The organism is Chitinophaga sp. (assembly GCF_039596155.1).
Lineage (GTDB): Bacteria > Bacteroidota > Bacteroidia > Chitinophagales > Chitinophagaceae > Chitinophaga.
In genome coordinates, this window is record NZ_JBCNKF010000007.1 from 59,665 (window position 1) to 78,914 (window position 19,250).

Genomic DNA, 19,250 nt, shown 5'->3' on the forward strand with positions numbered 1-19,250 from the left:
TTTACAATCAGGCCCAGCCCAATTTTGTCATCCTAAATTTAACGCTTTATGTCGTACCGACAGGTCGCCCTCTTCGTCGTCTGCTCCGCCAGTTTCTTGTCAGTACTGGATTTATTTATTGTTAACGTTGCCCTGCCATCCATCAAAGAAGGGATTCATGGCACAAACGGCGATAGCCAGATGATAATGGCACTGTACTTATTAGGCCATGCGATCTTCCTCGTCACCGGTGGACGAATGGGTGATTACTACGGACATAAAAAGATCTTCATCTGGTCCATGTTATTGTTTACACTGGCATCCGGTTGTTGTGCTGCTGCTGCAAATGCAACACAACTAAATATATCAAGATTCTTCCAGGGGGCTTTTGCCGCTTTTATGGTGCCGCAAAGCATCGCGTTTATTCAACTCTTATTCCCGGAACAGAAAGAACGATCAAAAGCATTAAGTACCTACGGCGCCATTGGCGGCATTGCTTCTGTAGCAGGACAGGCACTAGGAGGAATACTACCGGAAATAGCAAACTGGAGATGGCTCTTTATCGTGAATCTGCCAATAGGATTGCTCGCCGCTATTATTGCATATTATTGGTTGAAAGAACCGACACCAACTATCAAAGGTAAACCCGATCACATAGGTATATTATTACTCAGCACTGGACTAATGACATTGATCTATCCGCTTATCAGAGGACGAGAAACAGGGTGGCCGCTGTGGAGTATCCTATCAATTGCTGTATCATTTTTATTGTTGATAATATTCATTTTTAGTCAGCAGAAAAAGGATGGATTAATAGATCTTAACTTATTCCGTAACAAAGAATTTAATATCGGTCTCGCGGCCGTTGTTGCGTATTTCATCGTACAGGATTCTTATTTTTTCATCAACACCATGATGCTGCAATCGGGTATGGGATTGACTACCGGCAGGACAGGTTTTTATTTTGTTGCGCAAGGAATAGGCTTTGTCGTCGCTGCGCTATACGCTATAAAATTAGTTGCAGTGTATGGAAAAAGAGTATTGCAGGCAGGCGTGTTGTTGATGATTGTAATGTTGCTGATGCATATATTGTTCATCAAAGAAAAAAGATATTTACTTACAGGAATTTTATTTTTATATGGCGTAGGATGTGGAGCTGTATTACCTTCTCTATTAACATTGGCATTGTCAAAAATTCCTTTATCACTGGCAGGTACAGCCGCTGGTACATACGTTACTTTTCAGCAAATCTCAATTGCATTAGGAGTATGCATCACTGGGGGTTTGTTCTTACAGCTGTTAGGTGATGTCCCCCTCTGGCAGCAATGGGTACAAGCTTACAGATGTGCTACCGGCGTCAATATTTTCTTTCTCTTACTGGTGTGTTATTTGTTATACAAATTGCCATAACCATTTTATTCATTAACTTGAAGTATGATGACATTAGAAAGAGCTATAGAGATTGCTGTCGCCGCCCATCATGGACAGAAAGATAAATATGGAGCTCCCTACATTGCTCATGTATTGAGGGTGATGAACATGGGAATTACACCGGAAGAAAAAATTGTCGGCGTACTACATGATGTGGTTGAAGATACAGACTGGACTTTTGAACAACTGGCTGCTGAGGGGCTGGCTCCTGCGTTGCTGGAAGCATTAAAGGGGGTGACTAAATTATCTGAAGATGAAGATTATGATCACTTTGTAAACCGGACATTGCAGAACCCGTTGTCATGTGCTGTGAAAATGAATGATCTGACTGATAACATGGACGTGAAACGTATACCAGAGGTTACAGAAAAAGATGTAGCCAGGCTGAATAAATACCTGCGCGCGTACAGGAAAATTGCAGCGAAGAGAATAGGGAATCATTCCAACAATTGATTCAACCCCTCCTTCTCAAAAATAAGCCTCCCAAACTTAAGTTCAGACCACCCTCTATCCAACAGGTAATAATTTACCGGTACCCCATCCTCTATGCCCGCCCGTAACTGGTAAGGTTCATACAACTCCGGTGGTAACTGACTCTTCAACTGGTACAAATGTGTTGAAATAATAAAATGACACTGCCGGAACTGACTCAACCCCTTTATCGTGGTAAAAGTCACCTCCATCGCGTCGTCTATATTGGTCCCCCTGAAAATCTCATCAAATATGGCAAAGCACCGCTGCCCGCTCTTCGCCTGCAATGCGGTGGTTTTAAGGAGCACGATCTCCTGCATAAAGTGACTAAATCCATTCTTTAAATCATCCGTTACATTGATTGCCACAAGTACCTGGTCATAGAACGGGATCCTGCAATTCTCCGCCGGTACCGCCAGCCCCAGATGTGCCAGCGCCACACACAATCCAATCGCCTTCAGTGTAGTCGACTTCCCCGACATATTAGGACCTGTCAGTACAATCATATTCCCCGTCGTTTGCAGGTTGTTTTTAACCGGATTTTCCACCATTGGATGCCAGAATCCCTCTATCACAAAATGATCCGCAGAAAAGGCCGGAATTGAGAATCCGTGCTTCCTGGTTCCCATTGCCAATGACCACCATGCCTCATATTCAAACAAAGCTTCCCAGAACCTACCAGTCATGTTGCGTTCCCTGCACAATACCAGTTTGCGGGCAAATGCGAAAATCTGCTGAAATGTCAACTCCTTTGGTAATTTGTGGATCTCCAATGCCTCATAAAGCGCCTTTGCGGGCCTCGCGAAATCTTCCAGCAAGGGTATGCCAAGCAATGGAACCAGGTACTTGCCGTAGATGTTCCGGAACAGGCGGATCGCCTGCATACACCTTCCCTGCAATTGGTACTTGTCTCTTCCAAAGTATTGAAAAATAGAACTTTCCGGGAGCTCGATATACGTTGTAAACTGGTATACCTCCTGCAAATCCGCTTTATGATATGTAAACCCCTGGATTCGCTCCCACTGAAATAGAAACGCCTGTAATAATTGCTGCCGCTCTAACGTCGCCGATAAGGATAACCGCGGTCCTGAAAAGATCTGGTATAACCGCTCGCTGGATGATGGATGTAAGGTATAGTCAAACAAACGGATGATCTCCTTTTCTATGTGTAAAGTTTCAGGCATACAGTAATCAGGATTATAGACATTAAAAGTAATGTATAAGTCCCTTAAGGGTATGTTAAAGCCAACCCCTGAAAGACCTGTTCCTTCTCTACGCCTTATCCATAGCGCTTCTTCGGAGATATTCCGCAGATAACCCGCAGATAACCCGCCTATAACCCGCATATAAGCCGCATCTATATAGAGGCGGGATATAGGCGGGTTATCTACGGAAAATATGCGTATCATCTCTCTAACCGCGAACTCTTTCCATTAAAGATGTAATATCTTTACCCCCTAAACCAGATCCATGCAGAAAAGCAGATTCATAGCCGTAGAAGGACTCGATGGGGCAGGAAAATCGACCCAGATTGACTTATTAACCAATTATTATCATCAACAGGGGATTGAAACCCGCTTCATTCACTTTCCAAGAAGTTCAAATGGCGGCGTATTTGGAGACCTGGTGGCGAAATTCCTCCGTGGAGAGTTCGGGGATGTAAAGAACGTACACCCGCAGCTGGTCGCCCTCATTTTTGCTGAAGACAGAAAAGACTTTGCCGCCACCATCAATGAATGGCTGGCTAATGGCTATACCGTGCTGGTGGACAGATATGTACTTTCCAATATTGCCTTTCAATGTGCTAAACTGACCACAGATGCCGAAAAGCAGGAACTGCGTGACTGGATCAATATGTTTGAATATCAATACAACCGTATTCCACAGCCTGACCTCTCCATTTACCTGGATGTACCCTTCTCCCACACGGAGCAGGCACTGACCAAAAGAAGGAAAAATGAAGACCGTAGCTACCTGAACGGAAAAGAAGACATCCATGAAAAGGACTTCTCCCTCCAGCGCGCTGTGAAGAAAGAATACGAAATACTGGCAGATACTGACCCTGCCATTACCAAAATTGTATGCTATGATGAAGCTGATGGAATGCTACCAATAGCAGATATCCATGCCAGCATTGTAGCCTGCCTGGAAAAACTGGCATAAAAGGGGATGCGTTAAGTAGCGGGTGAAATCAGATCCGGGAAGAAAAAGATAACTAGACAAAAACGGCCAACGGGAAAACCGAATTCATCAGAAAAGATGAATTCATCACCTGTGAGGTAAGCCTGATTCTATCAGCAAAGAAGAACGTCACCATCGTGACAATACGGCTTATGCCACCAGAGAAAATGAATTTCACCACCATGAGATAAAACTTATTTCAGCAAAAAGAAGTAACAGATGTCCATTACATCCACAGCAGAACTTACCGGCATGCAGGCCATCAGTGAAGTAGTTGGAAAAGTGTTGCAGCTGATGCGTCAATATGCCGCTGTCGGCATGTCCACCAAAGAACTGGATGAGTATGGCGGCGCTTTACTAACCCAAATGGGCGCCAGATCTGCACCAAAACTTACCTACAACTTCCCTGGCTTTACCTGCATCAGCGTGAACAATGAAGTTGCCCATGGCATACCCTCTGCACAAAAAATCCTGCAGCCCGGTGATCTTATCAATATCGACGTATCTGCAGAACTCGCAGGCTATTATGCTGACAACGGCGGCTCTTTTGTACTGGGTGCAGACATTCACCAGCATGCCCGTCTTATCAATGCCTCCATCGAAATCCTGCATAAAGCCATCAGCAATATCAGCGATGGTATCCGCCTGGCCCATATTGGCCAAATTGTGGAAACAGCCGCCAAAGAAAAGGGATACCGCGTGATCAGAAACCTGGTCGGCCACGGCATAGGCAGAAGCCTGCACGAAGCACCCCGGGAGATCCCTAATTTCTACGACCGGTTCAACAGAACCCGTTTTCGCAGCAATTCTGTAGTAGCCATCGAAACATTTATTTCTACCGGAGCAAATTATGCTGATACATCAGGGGATGGATGGACACTGGTGACTAAAGATGGAAGTTTGGTGGCTCAGCATGAACATACCGTGCTCGTTACGAGTGGAGAACCTATTATCCTGACTGCATCAAATGGAATATAGGGTTTTCACGGATAGCCTAAAAATTAGCATAGATTATACATTCAAGATCTCGAATGATTCCCGAATATAGTAGACAATGAGTTGATTTCCAACTATTCAGTTAGATGATACCACTCATTGCTAAAATAGTATTGTTATTCGATCCCGAAGATGTAAAATTGTGTTTCCTCTTTGTCTGAGAAATTATTGTCAGCAATACAAATAAGGCTGCTGTGGCCATTTGACAACTTCGGGCCTAAGGTCATCCCCTCTACATTATCCACGTAAGTATGCAAACTTTCAAAATTAAATAAAGGCTTTTTGGCGGCTGGTGTAAAGTGTGTATCTGCCTGCAACGACTGTATGGACGATACGTCAGTAGCATGGGAAAGATCTGCCTTGTACAGCCGGATCGTGCAATTCTTTACGCCCGTAGAAAAAGAACGTTCCATAATTACCAGCTGATTTTCTGATAATACCAGGATGTCAGGAATGCCATTTATGGCAAAGGCATCGGCAGGTACGGGGGCTGCTGCGATCGGTGATAGCCGGTAGGCAAACTGAGCAATGGGTTGCCTGGTTTGCAGGTTGTATTTGATAATGCGGATCCAGGCAGTTGTATCCTGCAAGCCCGCACGCGGACCGTCTTCATAGCGTGGTTCTTCCACACTTACGAACATATATTTGCCATCAGGTGTGAAACCCAATCCTTCAAAAGTGCCGTTCTTACGGGGGCCGTTGTTCGTTGCCCGCATGTGCATCTGGGCCGGTATCGGAAAGGTATCAAGAAAATGCCCCTCACGGGTTATTTCGTATATAGCCGGATCTTTCAGTATCGTGTCTTTGGCATTGACAATCCGCTCTCCTTCACTGCTCCATACGAGGTGATCGGTATGAGGGTTGTAGCGCATGGCTTCCGGATCGGGTGCCAGGTCTTTGGTCGCAGGAAACGGATGGCCATCGGGCATCGGGAGTGAATGAACCGCGGTAAAGGTCACCTTGTCTCCATTGACAGGTACCTGTGCCGTATAATAACGGGCAGCCTCATGCTCTGAGCGGTCATCGCAAATGAGATAATATACATTGCGGGCAGCATCGTAATCAATCCCTGATAGTCCCCCTACCGTGGTGCCATTGAAAGACGTATTGTAAGGAATGACGTGTTTATATAACAGCCGGAGTTGAGATACATCTGAAGTATTCACAGATTGACGGGATGTGCTGCAGGCTGCCAGGAGCAGGCTAAACAAAAGATATTTTCTCATACCCGCTAAGGTACGTCCTTTAAGAAAAAATGCTTCTGCCAGCGGCAAAAGCATTTTGAAAAAATATTTTTTTTGGCCGAAGGCCAAAGTATTTTATTGAACGATAAACAGATTGGCAATTGCCAGCACAGCTTCTTTGCTAAGCGGTTCATCAAATGATTCAGTCGCCGCGTTCTGTGTGACCTGTGTTGCAATACCGGTGATAGTAACATCTGCCTGGATCTCATTTTCTTCACCGTTGTACACAGGTTGGGTGGCAGGAATGTCAGTATATTTCCCGGTGATCCAGGGCTTTATTTTTGTATCGCCGGTAGATGCCCTGCGCATAGAACGGATATGGGCCGCATGCCTTGCTTCGATAGAGTGGATCTGCAGAGCGGCTGTGAGCACCGTCGGGTTTTCCATCAGTACCGCTGCCTGGCCTTTGTAGGCTCTTACACCGGTATCTTCAAATGCCTGTGCTACGGTCAGTAATGTAGCGTAATTGGTAAATACATCGCTGAATGCACCACCAGCCGTGAAATCGAAGGTAGGTTTATCGACCGGTGTACCACCTGAACTGGTAATGGCGCTTTTCAGGAAGGCTACGTGAGCAGTTTCGTGTGTACCAATAGTAGTAAAAGCAGTTAACGCAGCATTGGTCGGAAACAGCGAAGTATGTGTAATCGCCTCTGCATAAAAGGACGCTTCAAGATATTCCAGTGTCAGTGCAAAATTAAGTACTGCCAGTACATCGGCAGGTGTGCGGCCATAAGCTTTTTTAAGCAGGCTACCCAGTGCAAAAGGTACGGCTGACAAGGCAAGTACACGGCCAAACTGCTTCATCACATTTCTACGGGTATCGAGCCTGTCATATATTTCAGGATCTTTTTTTTCTATTTCAGAAAAGATATTTTGCAGGTCCATGATTGTAGGTTTTAAGTTATTTGGGGAGGGTGTTTGTATTGATCCTGGTTTTGATGTACACGCCAGCAGCAGCAAATACGTCTGCCGGTGTTTTAGCGCCATCCAAACCATTACTATCAGCATTCGATGAGAAGGATCCTGCACTCACCAGGTCACGGATATATGCTGCGTGACGTGCTTCTACAGATACAATTTTACCGGCAAGTCCCAGGTACGCAGGCGTGCTAATATACTTACCAGCACCATTATAAGCCGCCACCCCAAGGTCTTCAAATGTCTGTGCTGCTGCAAGCACTTTATCCCTGCTCGTGAAGTCAATGCTGCTAAAGTCAACCGCCAGATCAACAATCGCATTTGTGCTTAATGCTTTGCGGAAGAATTCACGATGTGCAATTTCATGATTGCGGATATCAGTCAGCAAAGACATTTCTTCATCGCTGATACCTGAATAGGGGGTTAAGATCACCTGTGTGTAAAAAGCAGCTTCCAGTTGTTCCAGTGCAAAGGCGTAATTTAATACAGATGTGTCTCCACTACCCAGGCTAACACCTGTACCATCTGTCGTATCATCTTCACCATTACAACTACTCAGTATGGAACCAGTAGAAAGTACTGCTGCACCCATACCTGCATATTTGAGAAATGTACGACGATGTACATTCGGCATGGCAATGCCATCCTCGTTACCATTACTGGTTACGGAGTGGGTTTTCCGTGTGAACATAAGATTGAGGTTTTAAAGATTTAGAGAATTAAAACAAACATTACATGACTATATTTTCTAATAATTGTCAGACGACTTTTCAAACGTGTATATGGATATACGAGCGTATAGAATGATTGGTTTTAGTATAAAAACTAAGACAGCCGACTCAGGGAGTGTAAACCCCTTAAGTCGGCTGCAGTCAGATGAAATTTCTTGATCCTGAGGTAGTCTGTTAAACAGCCCTACCGCGTATTATATTTACAAGGATAGCAATAATAGCCAATACCAGCAGTGTGTGAATCAAACTACCTGCGGAGTAAACAAACACGCCCAAAACCCATCCGATGATCAGAATAATTGCAATTAAATAAAGTAAGCCGTTCATATCAAAAAGATTTGGTTAACTTAAGGAATAGAAAATTTGTGCCAGTTAAACGGCTACTCCCTGAAATGTGTTGCTGATAGCTGTGTAAACCGTTTTAGCACCCCGAAATCCCTATATATACTGAGTTTGCGGCTAAAGCCCATGTAGAACATATTCCCCGTTGGGAGGTAAAATGTACGCTACTGATAAGGGCTTTCTACCGGCAGTATGTATATTCATTGCGGCCCGGCCGGAAAACGCTGGTATCTGAAAAGGCTGGTAAAATTTTTGAATTTCATATTTTAAAGGACACAACATTCTTCATTCATTTTTAAAACTATCATCATGCAATTGAACGAGAAATTGATAGAAGCCCTGAATGACCTGATCAGGATCAATAATGACCGTGTAGCGGGATATCTGAAGGCAATTGATCAGACAGATGATGCTGATCTGAAAGCACTGTTCCAAAGAATGAAAGAAGAAAGTATTACATATATAGATCAACTGAATGGTATATTGGAGGACGGTGGTTCAGAACCTACACACAATACTACTATTTATGGTAAATTATACAGGACCTGGATGGATGTAAAAGCTACTTTTTCAGGGCATGACAGGCATTCGATCCTGTCTGCATGCGAATACGGAGAAGATGCGACACAGCGTACCTACGAAGATGTATTGGGGTCCGATATTTCAATGCCATATAGTATACGTGAACTGGTAGCCAATCAGCGCAGGGCACTCAGAAGCGCACATGATACTGTAAGAACATATCGTGATCTGGAGAAAGTAGTTCACTGAACATCCTGTTCATTATAGACGTGGCTGTTCTTTTTGTTCAAAATGAAACGTAATGCCGTTGTTCATTATGTGCAACTTACATTTGAATACAAAGATTAAGCGGCTACTTATGTTTATAAGTAACAAATTTCAGTAATGGATTTAGGTAAAAAATGACAGTCCCGTCTACTGGCGGGACTGTTTTATGTTTATCAAAAGGCCTTATCCCAATCCTTCCAGACGGCTTCAAAGCCGCTTTGCTGCAACATCGCAGCGATTTCTCCCGGTGCACGTTCATCCGAAATCTCGAACTGCTCCAGTGAGTCATCTCCCATGGTATATCCTCCCGGATTAGTACGCGACCCTGCACTCATTGTAGTAATACCCAGCTGTATCACGTGATCCCTGAAGCGAGGAGATTCTCTTGTAGAAAGACTTAACTCCACTTCTGGCGACAGCAATCTATACGCACAGATCAGCTGTACCAGCTCCCTGTCACTCATCACCGCTTTCGGCATTACTCCACCTGCACATGGGCGTAAACGCGGGAATGAAAGACTGTACCGCGTTTGCCAGTAAGTTCTTTCCAGGTATTGCAGGTGTAATGCGGTAAAGCAACTATCCGTCCGCCAGTCTTCCAATCCAATCAATACACCCAATCCTATTTTATGTATGCCTGCTTTGCCCAGGCGGTCAGGGGTATCAAGGCGATAATTGAAATTAGATTTCCTTCCCCTGGGATGATGCAGTTTATAATCCGCTTCGTGGTATGTTTCCTGGTAAACCAGTACACTATGCAGCCCCAGTTGAATGAGTGCCTCATAATCCGGTTGATCCATGGGTTGTACCTCCATAGATATGTTGGAAAAATAAGGCCTGATCAGCTCCAGCACTTCCTTAAAATAAGCAAGCCCTACTGTCTGTTGCGCCTCACCTGTCACCAGCAACACATGGTCGTATCCCATGTTTTTGATCGCCTTCACTTCTGCCAGCACTTCTTCCCTGTTCAGCGTTTTTCGGGCAATTTTATTGTCAAGACTAAACCCACAATATGTGCAGATGTTCTGGCATTCATTACTCAGGTAAAGCGGGATATACAACTGCATAGTGTTGCCAAACCGTTGCCTGGTAAGCTGCTGGCTCAGGTAGGCCATAGATGGCAAATACGGGGCAGCAGCCGGGGATATCAGCGCTTTGAAATCTTCGATGGTACGCCGCCTGCTATGCAAGGCCTGTTCCACGTCCACAGCAGTTTTTGCATAAATACTTTCTTTTACCTGCTCCCAATCGTATTGGGAAAAGAGTGTTTTAAAGTCTGCCATACTATATTTCGTCTAAGAAACCAATAAGAGGACTGGAAGCAACAGCCTGTTTATACACAGGTGCCAGCCCTGCTTCATACGCCATTCTGCCTGCTGTTACAGCTGTAGCAAATGCCTGTGCCATCGCTACCGGATCGCGGGCCACTGCAATAGCGGTATTAACAAGTACGGCGTCAGCACCCATTTCCATGGCCTTAGCAGCATCTGAAGGGCTACCAATTCCTGCATCCACTACAACAGGGATATTACTCTGCTCAATAATGATTTCCAGGAAATCAGCTGTACGCAGACCTTTGTTGCTACCGATTGGTGAACCCAGTGGCATTACGGCTGCCACACCGGCCTCCTCTAATCGCTTGCACAATACCGGATCTGCATGTACATAAGGTAGTACCACAAACCCCAGTTTTACCAGTTCTTCCGCAGCTTTGAGCGTCTCTATAGGATCAGGCATCAGGTAGCGTGGATCCGGATGGATTTCCAGTTTTACCCAGTTCGTTTCCAGTGCTTCCCTGGCCAGTTGGGCAGCATATACCGCTTCGCTGGCTGTTCTTACACCAGATGTATTGGGCATTAATTGAAAGGATTGCAAATGGCGCAGCATGTTATCTCCGGTATCCTGTATGTCTACCCGCTTGAGTGCTACCGTCACCAGTTGTGTGGCAGACGCCAGGAGCGCCTGTTCCATCAATTGTAGAGAAGCAAACTTTCCTGTGCCGGTAAAGAGCCGGGAAGTAAATGTATGATCAGCTATTTGAAGTGATTGCATGTGGTATGGTTTGATAGAGTCTGGATAAAAGCTGGCGTTTGTCGGCCGCCTGTGTAATGATGCCGCTCACGGCAATGCCCTGGATACCTGTGGTGAACAGATCAGGTACATCATCAGGTGTAATACCGCCAATAGCGATAACAGGGATATTCACCTGTAACTGAGACATAATTTTCCGGATGCCTTCCAGTCCTAAAATGGGACTTAGTTTATCTTTGGTAGTAGTAAACCGGTAAGGCCCCAGGCCAACATAATCAGCACCGTCTGCAACATGTCGCAGAATGTCTTCGAGGGTATTCGCCGTGCCACCCACTATTTTATGTGGTCCGACAATGCTACGCGCCATCGCGACCGTCATGTCTTCCTTGCCCACATGTGTACCATGTGCACCTGCCAATGCTGCAATGTCAGGATGATCATTGATAATAAGCGTAGCGCCGTGCGCATCGCACACAGCCTTTGCAGCTATTGCTGCTGCAGTAATAGCTGCGCGATCCGCATTTTTCATGCGCAGCTGGATCCACTTACAGCCTGCTGCGCAAGCCATTCGGATATTGTCAAGATGTGAGAAGTTGTCAGTCTGCTGTGAAATGTACTGTATAGAAATCATGATGAGCTGAATGAATTGCCTGACCATGCATCGCGAATACTGATGAAAGTCCGTAATGCACGTTCCGGATGTTGCCAGATGGCGCCATGCAGGGCAATGCCATCAAAACGCATCTTCCGGGCTTTATCAGCAGTCTGCTGATTGATACCTCCCAATGCAATGACATTGCCCTTGTAACCATCTTTTTCCAACCGGAAGTTTTTGTCAAACGCGGCCATATATCCAGCTTTGGAAATACTGTCAAACACCGGGCTGAGTAGCAACTGATCCCAGATGTTGCTGACTACCGGCAACGTATGTATGCTATGGATACTTGTGCTGAGCATGTAGCCTGATTGCTGATACCGTTGCAGTTCTTCCTGTGATATAGATCCCCTGATGGCTTCCCCAAAATGTATCCCTAACAGCCCATAACGTTCACACAGAATGGGATGATTGGCAATGATGAGGTGAGGATAACAGGAGGGATTTGTATCGAGCAGCAACATTTCATAATCTGCTTCCTGCCAGCCTGGTTTGCGCACCAGGATACTATCAGCACCTGCCTGCAAAAGTTGGAGCCAGAGAGTTGGTTCGTGGTTGATTTTGCCTGTATGTGTGATGATCTGTATCAAAGTATTGGTGTTTATTTAAAAGTATTCCAAAACTGTACCGCGATTATATAACTGTCAGATTATGAATAAATAGTGCTGCCTTGTTCGCGAAATTCCATTGATTTTTCTGCCATGCCGGCTTCTCTTATTTCCTGCGTGATCTTCATGGAACAGAAGTGTGGTCCGCACATAGAACAGAAGTGAGCGACCTTCGCCCCTTCGGCAGGCAGGGTTTCGTCGTGATAAGAGCGGGCTGTGTCCGGATCCAGTGCCAGGTTAAACTGGTCTTCCCAGCGGAATTCAAAGCGGGCTTTACTAAGTGCGTTGTCCCTGTGTTGAGCACCAGGATGACCTTTGGCCAGGTCAGCAGCATGTGCGGCTATCTTGTACGTGATAACGCCCTGGCGTACATCTTCTTTGTTGGGTAAGCCCAGGTGTTCCTTCGGCGTTACGTAACACAACATAGCGGTACCAAACCAACCGATCATGGCGGCACCGATCGCAGATGTAATATGATCATAACCGGGCGCGATATCGGTAGTCAGCGGTCCAAGGGTATAGAAAGGCGCTTCGTGGCAATGTTGCAGCTGCTTGTCCATGTTTTCTTTGATCAGGTGCATAGGTACGTGGCCGGGGCCTTCGATCATGACCTGTACATCATGTTTCCATGCAATCTTAGTGAGTTCGCCTAATGTTTCCAGTTCTGCAAACTGGGCAGCATCATTGGCATCAGCAATACTACCGGGGCGCAAACCATCACCTAAAGAGAAAGACACATCGTAGGTGCGCATGATTTCGCAGATCTCTTCAAAGTGTGTATACAGGAAGTTTTCTTTGTGGTGTGCCAGGCACCATTTTGCCATGATGGAGCCTCCGCGTGATACGATGCCAGTAACGCGATTGGCGGTAAGTGGAATGTAACGGAGTAAAACCCCCGCGTGTATAGTGAAGTAGTCAACACCCTGTTCTGCCTGTTCGATAATGGTATCCCTGAATATTTCCCAGCTAAGGTCTTCTGCTTTTCCATTTACTTTTTCCAGTGCCTGATAGATAGGTACAGTGCCGATGGGTACGGGGGAGTTGCGGAGGATCCATTCCCGTGTTTCATGAATGTTCTTCCCGGTACTGAGATCCATAATGGTATCGGCGCCCCAGCGGCAGGCCCATACGGCTTTTTCTACCTCTTCTTCAATGCTGGAGGTAACAGCAGAATTACCGATGTTGGCGTTGATCTTTACGAGGAAGTTACGGCCTATGATCATTGGTTCACATTCCGGGTGATTGATATTGGCCGGAATGATAGCACGGCCTGCGGCCACTTCCTGTCTGACGAATTCTGGTGTAATGTGTTGTTGTGTGGCACCCTGGTTTTCGCGGATGGCGATGTATTCCATTTCAGGTGTGATGATACCTTTGCGGGCATAAGATAGCTGTGTTTCATTTTTCTTGTTAGTTGTCCATGCTGCACGCAGTTTGGGCAATCCTTTATGAACGTCTATCTCAATATTGGGATCAGTATAGGGACCGCTGGTATCATATACAATTACAGGATCATTAGGAGTGGTTTCTCCCTTACTGCCATGCAGTCGTGTAGGTGTTAAAGAGATTTCTCTCATGGCAACGCCATTGATGTAGATTTTCCTGGATGCAGGCAGTGGCTTGCGTGAAATGTTTTCAATTTTCATACAACAAATTAGATGGGTGAAGAAATGGGAAGTCCTGCTGCGAAGGGCATGCCTTGCAGTGCAATTATTTTTTTAATGAAGGAAAAAATTAACCTCCCTGGGTAGCGCGGATGATAGTAATACTATCTGCGGTTTGCAGCACGTGTTGTGGCCATGAAGGCCGGGGGATTACTTCCCTGTTGATTGCAACGGCCAGTCCTTTGTCTGATGGGAGCTGAATAAACTGTAAGAGTGCAGCGATGGTTGTCCCCTGCTGCACCGCATAAAGTTTATTGTTTACAGTCACTTCCATGAATACATGAATTAAGGTGAAACAATAAACTTTAAGGATGGTAGAAGATGTGAGGAGTCAGTAAGTTTTCCTTACAGCAAAGTGCGCTGTGAAGGTACTTTTCCCTACGGCAGTATGAGCTGCGTCAGGTCCTGAGGGTCTCATCTCAGCTTTCCGGATATATTATCCTGGAAAACACCCCTAAAGTGAGCGGTAAAGGTAGGGGAAAAAGTCCATATCTTTGAGCATATGAAAAATTGCATTCTGCTGGTGGGTTTTATCACCATCTTTTCATTTGCATGTCATCAGTCGCATACGCCTGCGAAGGAGGAAGCTGTGGTGGATACGCCGGCGGTAGCGCCTGTAGCGGATACAACGCCTGTGATAGTAGAGGACTCAACTGTAATGGTTGTAGCGGATACGATTGTGATAGACACAGCGAAACTGATAGGGAAATGGTTGCAGCCTGTAACGGGGATGGATAATGAGTGGCAGGGAATGGAGTTGCGAAAGAACAGGAAGGCGATAGCAATCAACATGTATTCCCTGGTTTATGAGAAATGGGCGTTACAACACGATACACTTTTGTTATGGAATCATGCAGAAGGTGTAAAATCATCGGATAGTACAAGAACTGTAGATACTGCAATTATCAGGGAACTAACGGATACTTCACTGGTATTGTTCCCTGTGAAAGCCGCTGAGGGGTACCTTGAAAAGTACAGGAAAGAGACAGGAGGGAAAAAAGTGAAGTCACGTAAGTAAGTTCTCTTCTCTCCCTCTGTTGTTAATCAGTTATACATCTGCCATAAGGTAACAGCGAGGGCTACAAAGGCCATGAATACACCGGCGGTAGCGACCTGCATGTCATCAATGTTCTTACGGGCTTTTATATCTGAGAGTCCACCCATGATGATGGCTGCAATAGCAAAGACAAGACCTGTTTCAGGGTTTCTTGCCACGAATGCATATACAGCGGAAGATATGCCTGCGAACAGGGAAATGTAGCAGGCAACTTTAGTGGAGGTGGAAGAAGTGGTGTGCTGTTGCATATGATTATTGATTTAAAGGTTTGTCAAATGGTGCTTTGAGTAATGCCCCTATCTGCTGATACCTTTCATCCTGGTATTCATCCAGGCCATACTTCAGGGAAGTTGTATCATTCACCTTCTTAAACGTGCCGAAGAGGCGGTCCCAAATCGAAAATATATTAGCGTAATTAGTGTCTGTTTCCGGCTGGAAATGGCTATGATGTACCTTGTGCATGTCCGGTGATACGATGATCCAGCTCAGGGCGTTATCCAGCCATTTAGGGAGGTGGATATTGGCGTGGTTGAACTGGGACATGAAGACAGAGATAGTTTGGTACAGGAAGACCATCCAGATGGGGATTCCCATGGTGATGACAGCGACAAAAAGTGCGATGACACGGAAGATGCTTTCTATGGGATGGTGCCGGAGGGCGGTAGTGGCATCTACAGCGGTATCGATGTGGTGGATCTTATGGAAGTGCCACATCCAGGCTATTTTGTGCTGAATGACGTGAATGAGGTAAGCGCCGATCAGGTCCATCATGAGGATGGCGAGAATGGTGTGGAGCCAGTTAGGCAGCGGTACAAGGTACAGCAGGCCAACCTGATTGACGGTGGTGTATGCGCAGGCCTTTACAATGAGGAAGGCAAGTGTAAAGTTTACAATCGCGGTAGTGAGTGTAAAAAAGAGGTTTGTACCGGCGTGGCGGTAGCGGTTAGATTTGAAGTAGAACCTGGGGAATGCGCCTTCGAAGATCCAGAGCAGGATCAAGCCGCCCACAAGGATTGCGGTGCGGTAAGAAGAAGGAATGTTATTGAAGAACGATTCCATAAACGGGAATTTAATGATGGGGTTCAATGGCTGTATTAAATTACGAAAAAATCAGGGAATAAAAAGGGCGAAAGTGGCTGTGGGACAATATTTTAAGCAGACTTATGTGGGTGATGGAATTATGTATAAGAGAAAAATAGTTAGTAAGTAAAAAAGTCACTTTCGCCGGAGCGGAAGTGACTTTTTTTAAGTTTTTTAGCATGGCGGAGGGCCATGCCGGAAAATTAGTTATTCAGCATCAGCGGCATTACCAGCATCAGCAGGTCTTCATTTTCTTCTTTTTCAGAAGGTTTCAGGATACCTGCTTTGGTAGGTGTAGACAGCTCGATAGTGATTTCATCGCCTTCTGCGGCGTTCAGCATTTCAATCAGGAATTTCGCATTGAAAGCGATCTGCATATCATCGCCGGTATAAGAGCAGCTCATGCGCTCGTTACCTTCGAAAGAGAAATCCACATCCTGTGCAGAGAGTTGCAACTCGCTACCAGTGATGCTCAGGGCTACCTGATTGGTACTTTTGTTTGCAAATACGCTCACACGTTTCAGTGCGTTCTGGAAATCGCTTTTCACCAGTGTGAGGCGATAAGGATTATCCTTTGGAATAACCACTTTGTAATCAGGGAAACGGGCATCGATCAGGCGACAGATCATCTGTGCACCGTCGTGTGTTACAAAGAAGTGATTCTGGCTATAAGCAATCTTGATTTCGCTATCGTTATCAGGCAATGCTGATTTCAGCAGGTTCAAAGGCTTCTTAGGCACGATGAAGGTTTCTGCTTTAGGGCATACAACACCGGTTCTAACGTATTTCACCAGGCGGTGTGCATCCGTTGCTACAAATGTGAGGCTGGTTGGTGTCAGTTCGAAGAACACGCCTGTCATAGCAGGGCGCAGGTCATCGTTACTTACGGCAAACAGGGTCTTGTTAATAGCGGTTACCAGTGCGGTAGAGGTCACTGTAAAGGAGGTGGTATCATCTGCAGTCGGCTCTTTCGGGAAGTTTTCCGGATTTTCACCCATTACCTTGTACTTACCATTGTCGGAAGTGATTTCAACCGCGTATGAGTTCAGGTCAATGTGGAAAGTCAGAGGCTGATCCGGCAGATTTTTCAGGGAGTCCATCAGGATTTTGGCCGGAATACAGATGCGGCCTGCTTCCTTGGCTTCTACCTCCAGCTTCACTTTCATAACAGTCTCCAGGTCTGTAGCTACTACTGTCAGTTCGTTCCTGTCAATGATGAAAAGGAAATCTTCCAATATAGGCAATACCGTATTGGAGTTGATAACCCCGCTGATCTGCTGCAATTGTTTTAACAAAGTAGAGGAAGAAACGATAAACTTCATGTTGATATGTTGTTATTATGCTTACTAAGGAATTCCCGCTGTAAAGGCGGTGAGGTTATACAACCTGAGCAAACAAAGATAGAAAGAATTGTCAATCTACGAACAGCGTTAGAATCAGGCATTCTATAGCTTTTTTCCACATGAAACCTGCATGGGTATGTGGAAAAGACCCATATCAATGTGTACTCTCCTTTGAAGCAAGCTACATTATAACAAAATGTTATGTTAGATGAGATGTCAAAAATGAGCGATTTTATTGAATTAAATTAAAAATATCGAATCTAATTTGGAATGTTGTGAAAAAATCCGGCATTTGTTTTAAATGAGTTGCATATCCGTTAGCTTTGCGGGCGCAAAAATCTATTAAACACTAAAAATCTTTTGGGTTATGAAACTGTCTCATTTAGCCGAAACGTTGATCGGGTCTGAAATTATTAAGCTGGCCGGTGAGATAAAGGAGAAGCAGGCCAAGGGTGAGAAAATCTACAATTTTACGATTGGGGATTTTGACCCCAAAGTATTCCCCATTCCGGCTGAGTTTGAGCAAGAAATTGTGACTGCCTACAAGGAAGGATTAACTAATTATCCACCAGCGGATGGTATCCTGGACCTGAGAAAGGCAGTGAGCGAATTCATTGCTGAACATGAGCAGCTGACCTACGATCCTACTAAGGAGATCGTGATTTCCTGTGGAGGTCGTCCTATCATTTATGCCACTTTCAGAACAATCCTGGACCGGGGTGAGAAGGTAGTTTATGCTACTCCGTCCTGGAATAATAATCACTATACTCACTTCCTGGAGGCTGAACACGTTGTACTGGAAACCAAGCCGGAAAACGACTTCATGCCGACTGCAGCTGAACTGAAGCCACTGCTGAAAGGTGCTACCCTGCTGGCGCTCTGCTCTCCGCAGAACCCAACCGGTACTGCCTTTGGCAAGCAACAGCTGGAAGAGATCTGCGACCTGGTAATTGCTGAAAACAAGAGCCGCGGTGCTGACGAAAAACCACTGTATGTACTGTTTGATCAGATGTACTGGGTACTTACCTTCGGTCAGACCGTACACCATACACCTGTAGGGCTGCGTCCTGAACTGAGAGATTACACCATTTTCATCGATGGTATGAGTAAGGCTTTTGCTGCTACCGGTGTGAGAGTAGGTTGGGCACTCGGTCCTGCACACGTAATCGGCAAGATGAAAGCCATCCTGTCTCACGTGGGTGCATGGAGCCCAATGGCAGAACAACATGCTGCCGCCCGCTACCTGCGTCGCAAAGGAGAAGTAAACACTTACCTTCAGCGTTTTAAAGCAGAAGTAGAAGAAAGACTGCAGAAGATCTATGAAGGTTTCGATTCACTGAAGAAAGCCGGTCACCCTGTAGAAGCGATTGCTCCTCAGGCTGCTATCTATCTGACCCTGAAGATCGACCTGAAAGGCAAGAAAACTGCTGATGGTACCGTACTGGAAGACCAGGCAGCTGTTACTTCTTACCTGCTGAACGAAGCAAAACTGGGCCTCGTACCTTTCTATGCTTTTGGTGCAAGCAAACAATCTCCATGGTATCGCCTGAGTGTAGGTACCTGCGTAAAAGAAGAAATCCCGGCTATGCTGGCTACACTGAAAGCAGCACTCGAAAAACTGAGCTAAGTTTTCAGCATCATATTTTGTATGGCAAGCATTACAAATTAGATGGCCGTCCTGCACCTCGCAGGACGGCCTTTCTTTTATAAAAAATTGCTTTCTTTTC

At 45.6% G+C, this 19,250-nt stretch carries 21 protein-coding genes and 1 riboswitch; of the genes, 7 read left to right on the plus strand and 14 right to left on the minus strand.

Annotated elements, in window-relative coordinates:
* Positions 1–48: 48 nt before the first annotated feature.
* Positions 49–1,389, plus strand: a complete 1,341-nt coding sequence (locus ABDW33_RS08850; RefSeq protein ID WP_343689697.1) for an MFS transporter — start codon at positions 49–51, stop codon at positions 1,387–1,389.
* A 24-nt stretch (positions 1,390–1,413) separates the two neighbouring features.
* Entirely contained in the window at positions 1,414–1,863 is a 450-nt protein-coding gene (locus tag ABDW33_RS08855) for a phosphohydrolase (RefSeq protein ID WP_343689698.1), read from the plus strand.
* On the opposite strand, the gene ABDW33_RS08860 is transcribed toward ABDW33_RS08855, so the two are convergent.
* Positions 1,848–3,065 (minus strand): hypothetical protein, encoded by a 1,218-nt coding sequence (locus ABDW33_RS08860; protein WP_343689699.1) that lies wholly within the window; start codon positions 3,063–3,065, stop codon positions 1,848–1,850. The genes ABDW33_RS08855 and ABDW33_RS08860 overlap by 16 nt on opposite strands.
* A 286-nt stretch (positions 3,066–3,351) precedes the next feature.
* On the opposite strand from ABDW33_RS08860, the gene tmk reads away from it, so the two are divergent.
* Both tmk and map read left to right on the plus strand, forming a co-directional pair.
* The gene (gene tmk, locus ABDW33_RS08865) at positions 3,352–4,044 is read left to right on the plus strand and encodes a dTMP kinase (protein ID WP_343689700.1); all 693 of its coding nucleotides are present in this window, start codon (positions 3,352–3,354) and stop codon (positions 4,042–4,044) included.
* 237 nt (positions 4,045–4,281) lie between these two features.
* On the plus strand, positions 4,282–5,040 hold the full coding sequence (gene map / locus ABDW33_RS08870) for a type I methionyl aminopeptidase (protein ID WP_343689701.1): 759 nt from the start codon (positions 4,282–4,284) through the stop codon (positions 5,038–5,040).
* A gap of 134 nt (positions 5,041–5,174) precedes the next feature.
* On the opposite strand, the gene ABDW33_RS08875 is transcribed toward map, so the two are convergent.
* The 4 genes from ABDW33_RS08875 to ABDW33_RS08890 all read right to left on the minus strand — a co-directional run bounded on the left by ABDW33_RS08875 (position 5,175) and on the right by ABDW33_RS08890 (position 8,281).
* Positions 5,175–6,284: an esterase-like activity of phytase family protein gene (locus ABDW33_RS08875; protein ID WP_343689702.1), complete on the minus strand. Its 1,110-nt coding sequence runs from the start codon at positions 6,282–6,284 to the stop codon at positions 5,175–5,177.
* Between the two features lie 93 nt (positions 6,285–6,377).
* Positions 6,378–7,190: a ferritin-like domain-containing protein gene (locus ABDW33_RS08880; protein ID WP_343689703.1), complete on the minus strand. Its 813-nt coding sequence runs from the start codon at positions 7,188–7,190 to the stop codon at positions 6,378–6,380.
* A 16-nt stretch (positions 7,191–7,206) separates the two neighbouring features.
* Positions 7,207–7,914 (minus strand): ferritin-like domain-containing protein, encoded by a 708-nt coding sequence (locus ABDW33_RS08885; RefSeq protein ID WP_343689704.1) that lies wholly within the window; start codon positions 7,912–7,914, stop codon positions 7,207–7,209.
* A 214-nt stretch (positions 7,915–8,128) separates the two neighbouring features.
* A complete protein-coding gene (locus ABDW33_RS08890; RefSeq protein ID WP_143708779.1) occupies positions 8,129–8,281 on the minus strand; it encodes a lmo0937 family membrane protein in 153 nt (50 codons plus the stop codon).
* Between the two features lie 324 nt (positions 8,282–8,605).
* Between ABDW33_RS08890 and ABDW33_RS08895 the strand changes: the two genes are divergently transcribed.
* Complete coding sequence (locus tag ABDW33_RS08895; RefSeq protein WP_343689705.1) at positions 8,606–9,067, plus strand: PA2169 family four-helix-bundle protein; 462 nt, start codon at positions 8,606–8,608, stop codon at positions 9,065–9,067.
* 191 nt (positions 9,068–9,258) lie between these two features.
* Here the strand turns inward: ABDW33_RS08895 and thiH are convergent, their stop codons facing one another.
* The 6 genes from thiH to thiS all read right to left on the minus strand — a co-directional run bounded on the left by thiH (position 9,259) and on the right by thiS (position 14,317).
* Positions 9,259–10,368, minus strand: a complete 1,110-nt coding sequence (gene thiH, locus ABDW33_RS08900) for a 2-iminoacetate synthase ThiH (protein ID WP_343689706.1) — start codon at positions 10,366–10,368, stop codon at positions 9,259–9,261.
* A gap of 1 nt (position 10,369) precedes the next feature.
* Complete coding sequence (locus tag ABDW33_RS08905) at positions 10,370–11,137, minus strand: thiazole synthase (protein WP_343689707.1); 768 nt, start codon at positions 11,135–11,137, stop codon at positions 10,370–10,372.
* On the minus strand, positions 11,115–11,747 hold the full coding sequence (locus ABDW33_RS08910) for a thiamine phosphate synthase (RefSeq protein ID WP_343689708.1): 633 nt from the start codon (positions 11,745–11,747) through the stop codon (positions 11,115–11,117). Before ABDW33_RS08910 ends, ABDW33_RS08905 begins: the two co-directional genes overlap by 23 nt.
* Positions 11,744–12,361 (minus strand): thiamine phosphate synthase, encoded by a 618-nt coding sequence (locus tag ABDW33_RS08915; RefSeq protein WP_343689709.1) that lies wholly within the window; start codon positions 12,359–12,361, stop codon positions 11,744–11,746. Before ABDW33_RS08915 ends, ABDW33_RS08910 begins: the two co-directional genes overlap by 4 nt.
* 59 nt (positions 12,362–12,420) lie before the next feature.
* Positions 12,421–14,025 (minus strand): phosphomethylpyrimidine synthase ThiC, encoded by a 1,605-nt coding sequence (gene thiC / locus ABDW33_RS08920; RefSeq protein WP_343689710.1) that lies wholly within the window; start codon positions 14,023–14,025, stop codon positions 12,421–12,423.
* Positions 14,026–14,113: 88 nt separating this feature from the next.
* Positions 14,114–14,317, minus strand: coding sequence for a sulfur carrier protein ThiS (gene thiS, locus ABDW33_RS08925; RefSeq protein ID WP_343689711.1), 204 nt, complete (start codon positions 14,315–14,317; stop codon positions 14,114–14,116).
* Between the two features lie 84 nt (positions 14,318–14,401).
* A riboswitch (TPP riboswitch) is annotated at positions 14,402–14,509 on the minus strand.
* Between the two features lie 36 nt (positions 14,510–14,545).
* Here thiS and ABDW33_RS08930 point away from each other — a divergent pair.
* A complete protein-coding gene (locus ABDW33_RS08930) occupies positions 14,546–15,061 on the plus strand; it encodes a lipocalin family protein (protein ID WP_343689712.1) in 516 nt (171 codons plus the stop codon).
* Between the two features lie 26 nt (positions 15,062–15,087).
* Here ABDW33_RS08930 and ABDW33_RS08935 read toward each other — a convergent pair whose 3' ends face one another.
* The 3 genes from ABDW33_RS08935 to dnaN all read right to left on the minus strand — a co-directional run bounded on the left by ABDW33_RS08935 (position 15,088) and on the right by dnaN (position 17,502).
* Positions 15,088–15,348, minus strand: coding sequence for a hypothetical protein (locus tag ABDW33_RS08935; protein WP_343689713.1), 261 nt, complete (start codon positions 15,346–15,348; stop codon positions 15,088–15,090).
* A gap of 4 nt (positions 15,349–15,352) precedes the next feature.
* Positions 15,353–16,159: a sterol desaturase family protein gene (locus ABDW33_RS08940; RefSeq protein ID WP_343689714.1), complete on the minus strand. Its 807-nt coding sequence runs from the start codon at positions 16,157–16,159 to the stop codon at positions 15,353–15,355.
* A 224-nt stretch (positions 16,160–16,383) separates the two neighbouring features.
* Complete coding sequence (dnaN, locus tag ABDW33_RS08945; RefSeq protein ID WP_343689715.1) at positions 16,384–17,502, minus strand: DNA polymerase III subunit beta; 1,119 nt, start codon at positions 17,500–17,502, stop codon at positions 16,384–16,386.
* Between the two features lie 388 nt (positions 17,503–17,890).
* On the opposite strand from dnaN, the gene ABDW33_RS08950 reads away from it, so the two are divergent.
* Positions 17,891–19,150: a pyridoxal phosphate-dependent aminotransferase gene (locus tag ABDW33_RS08950; protein WP_343689716.1), complete on the plus strand. Its 1,260-nt coding sequence runs from the start codon at positions 17,891–17,893 to the stop codon at positions 19,148–19,150.
* Positions 19,151–19,250: the final 100 nt, after the last annotated feature.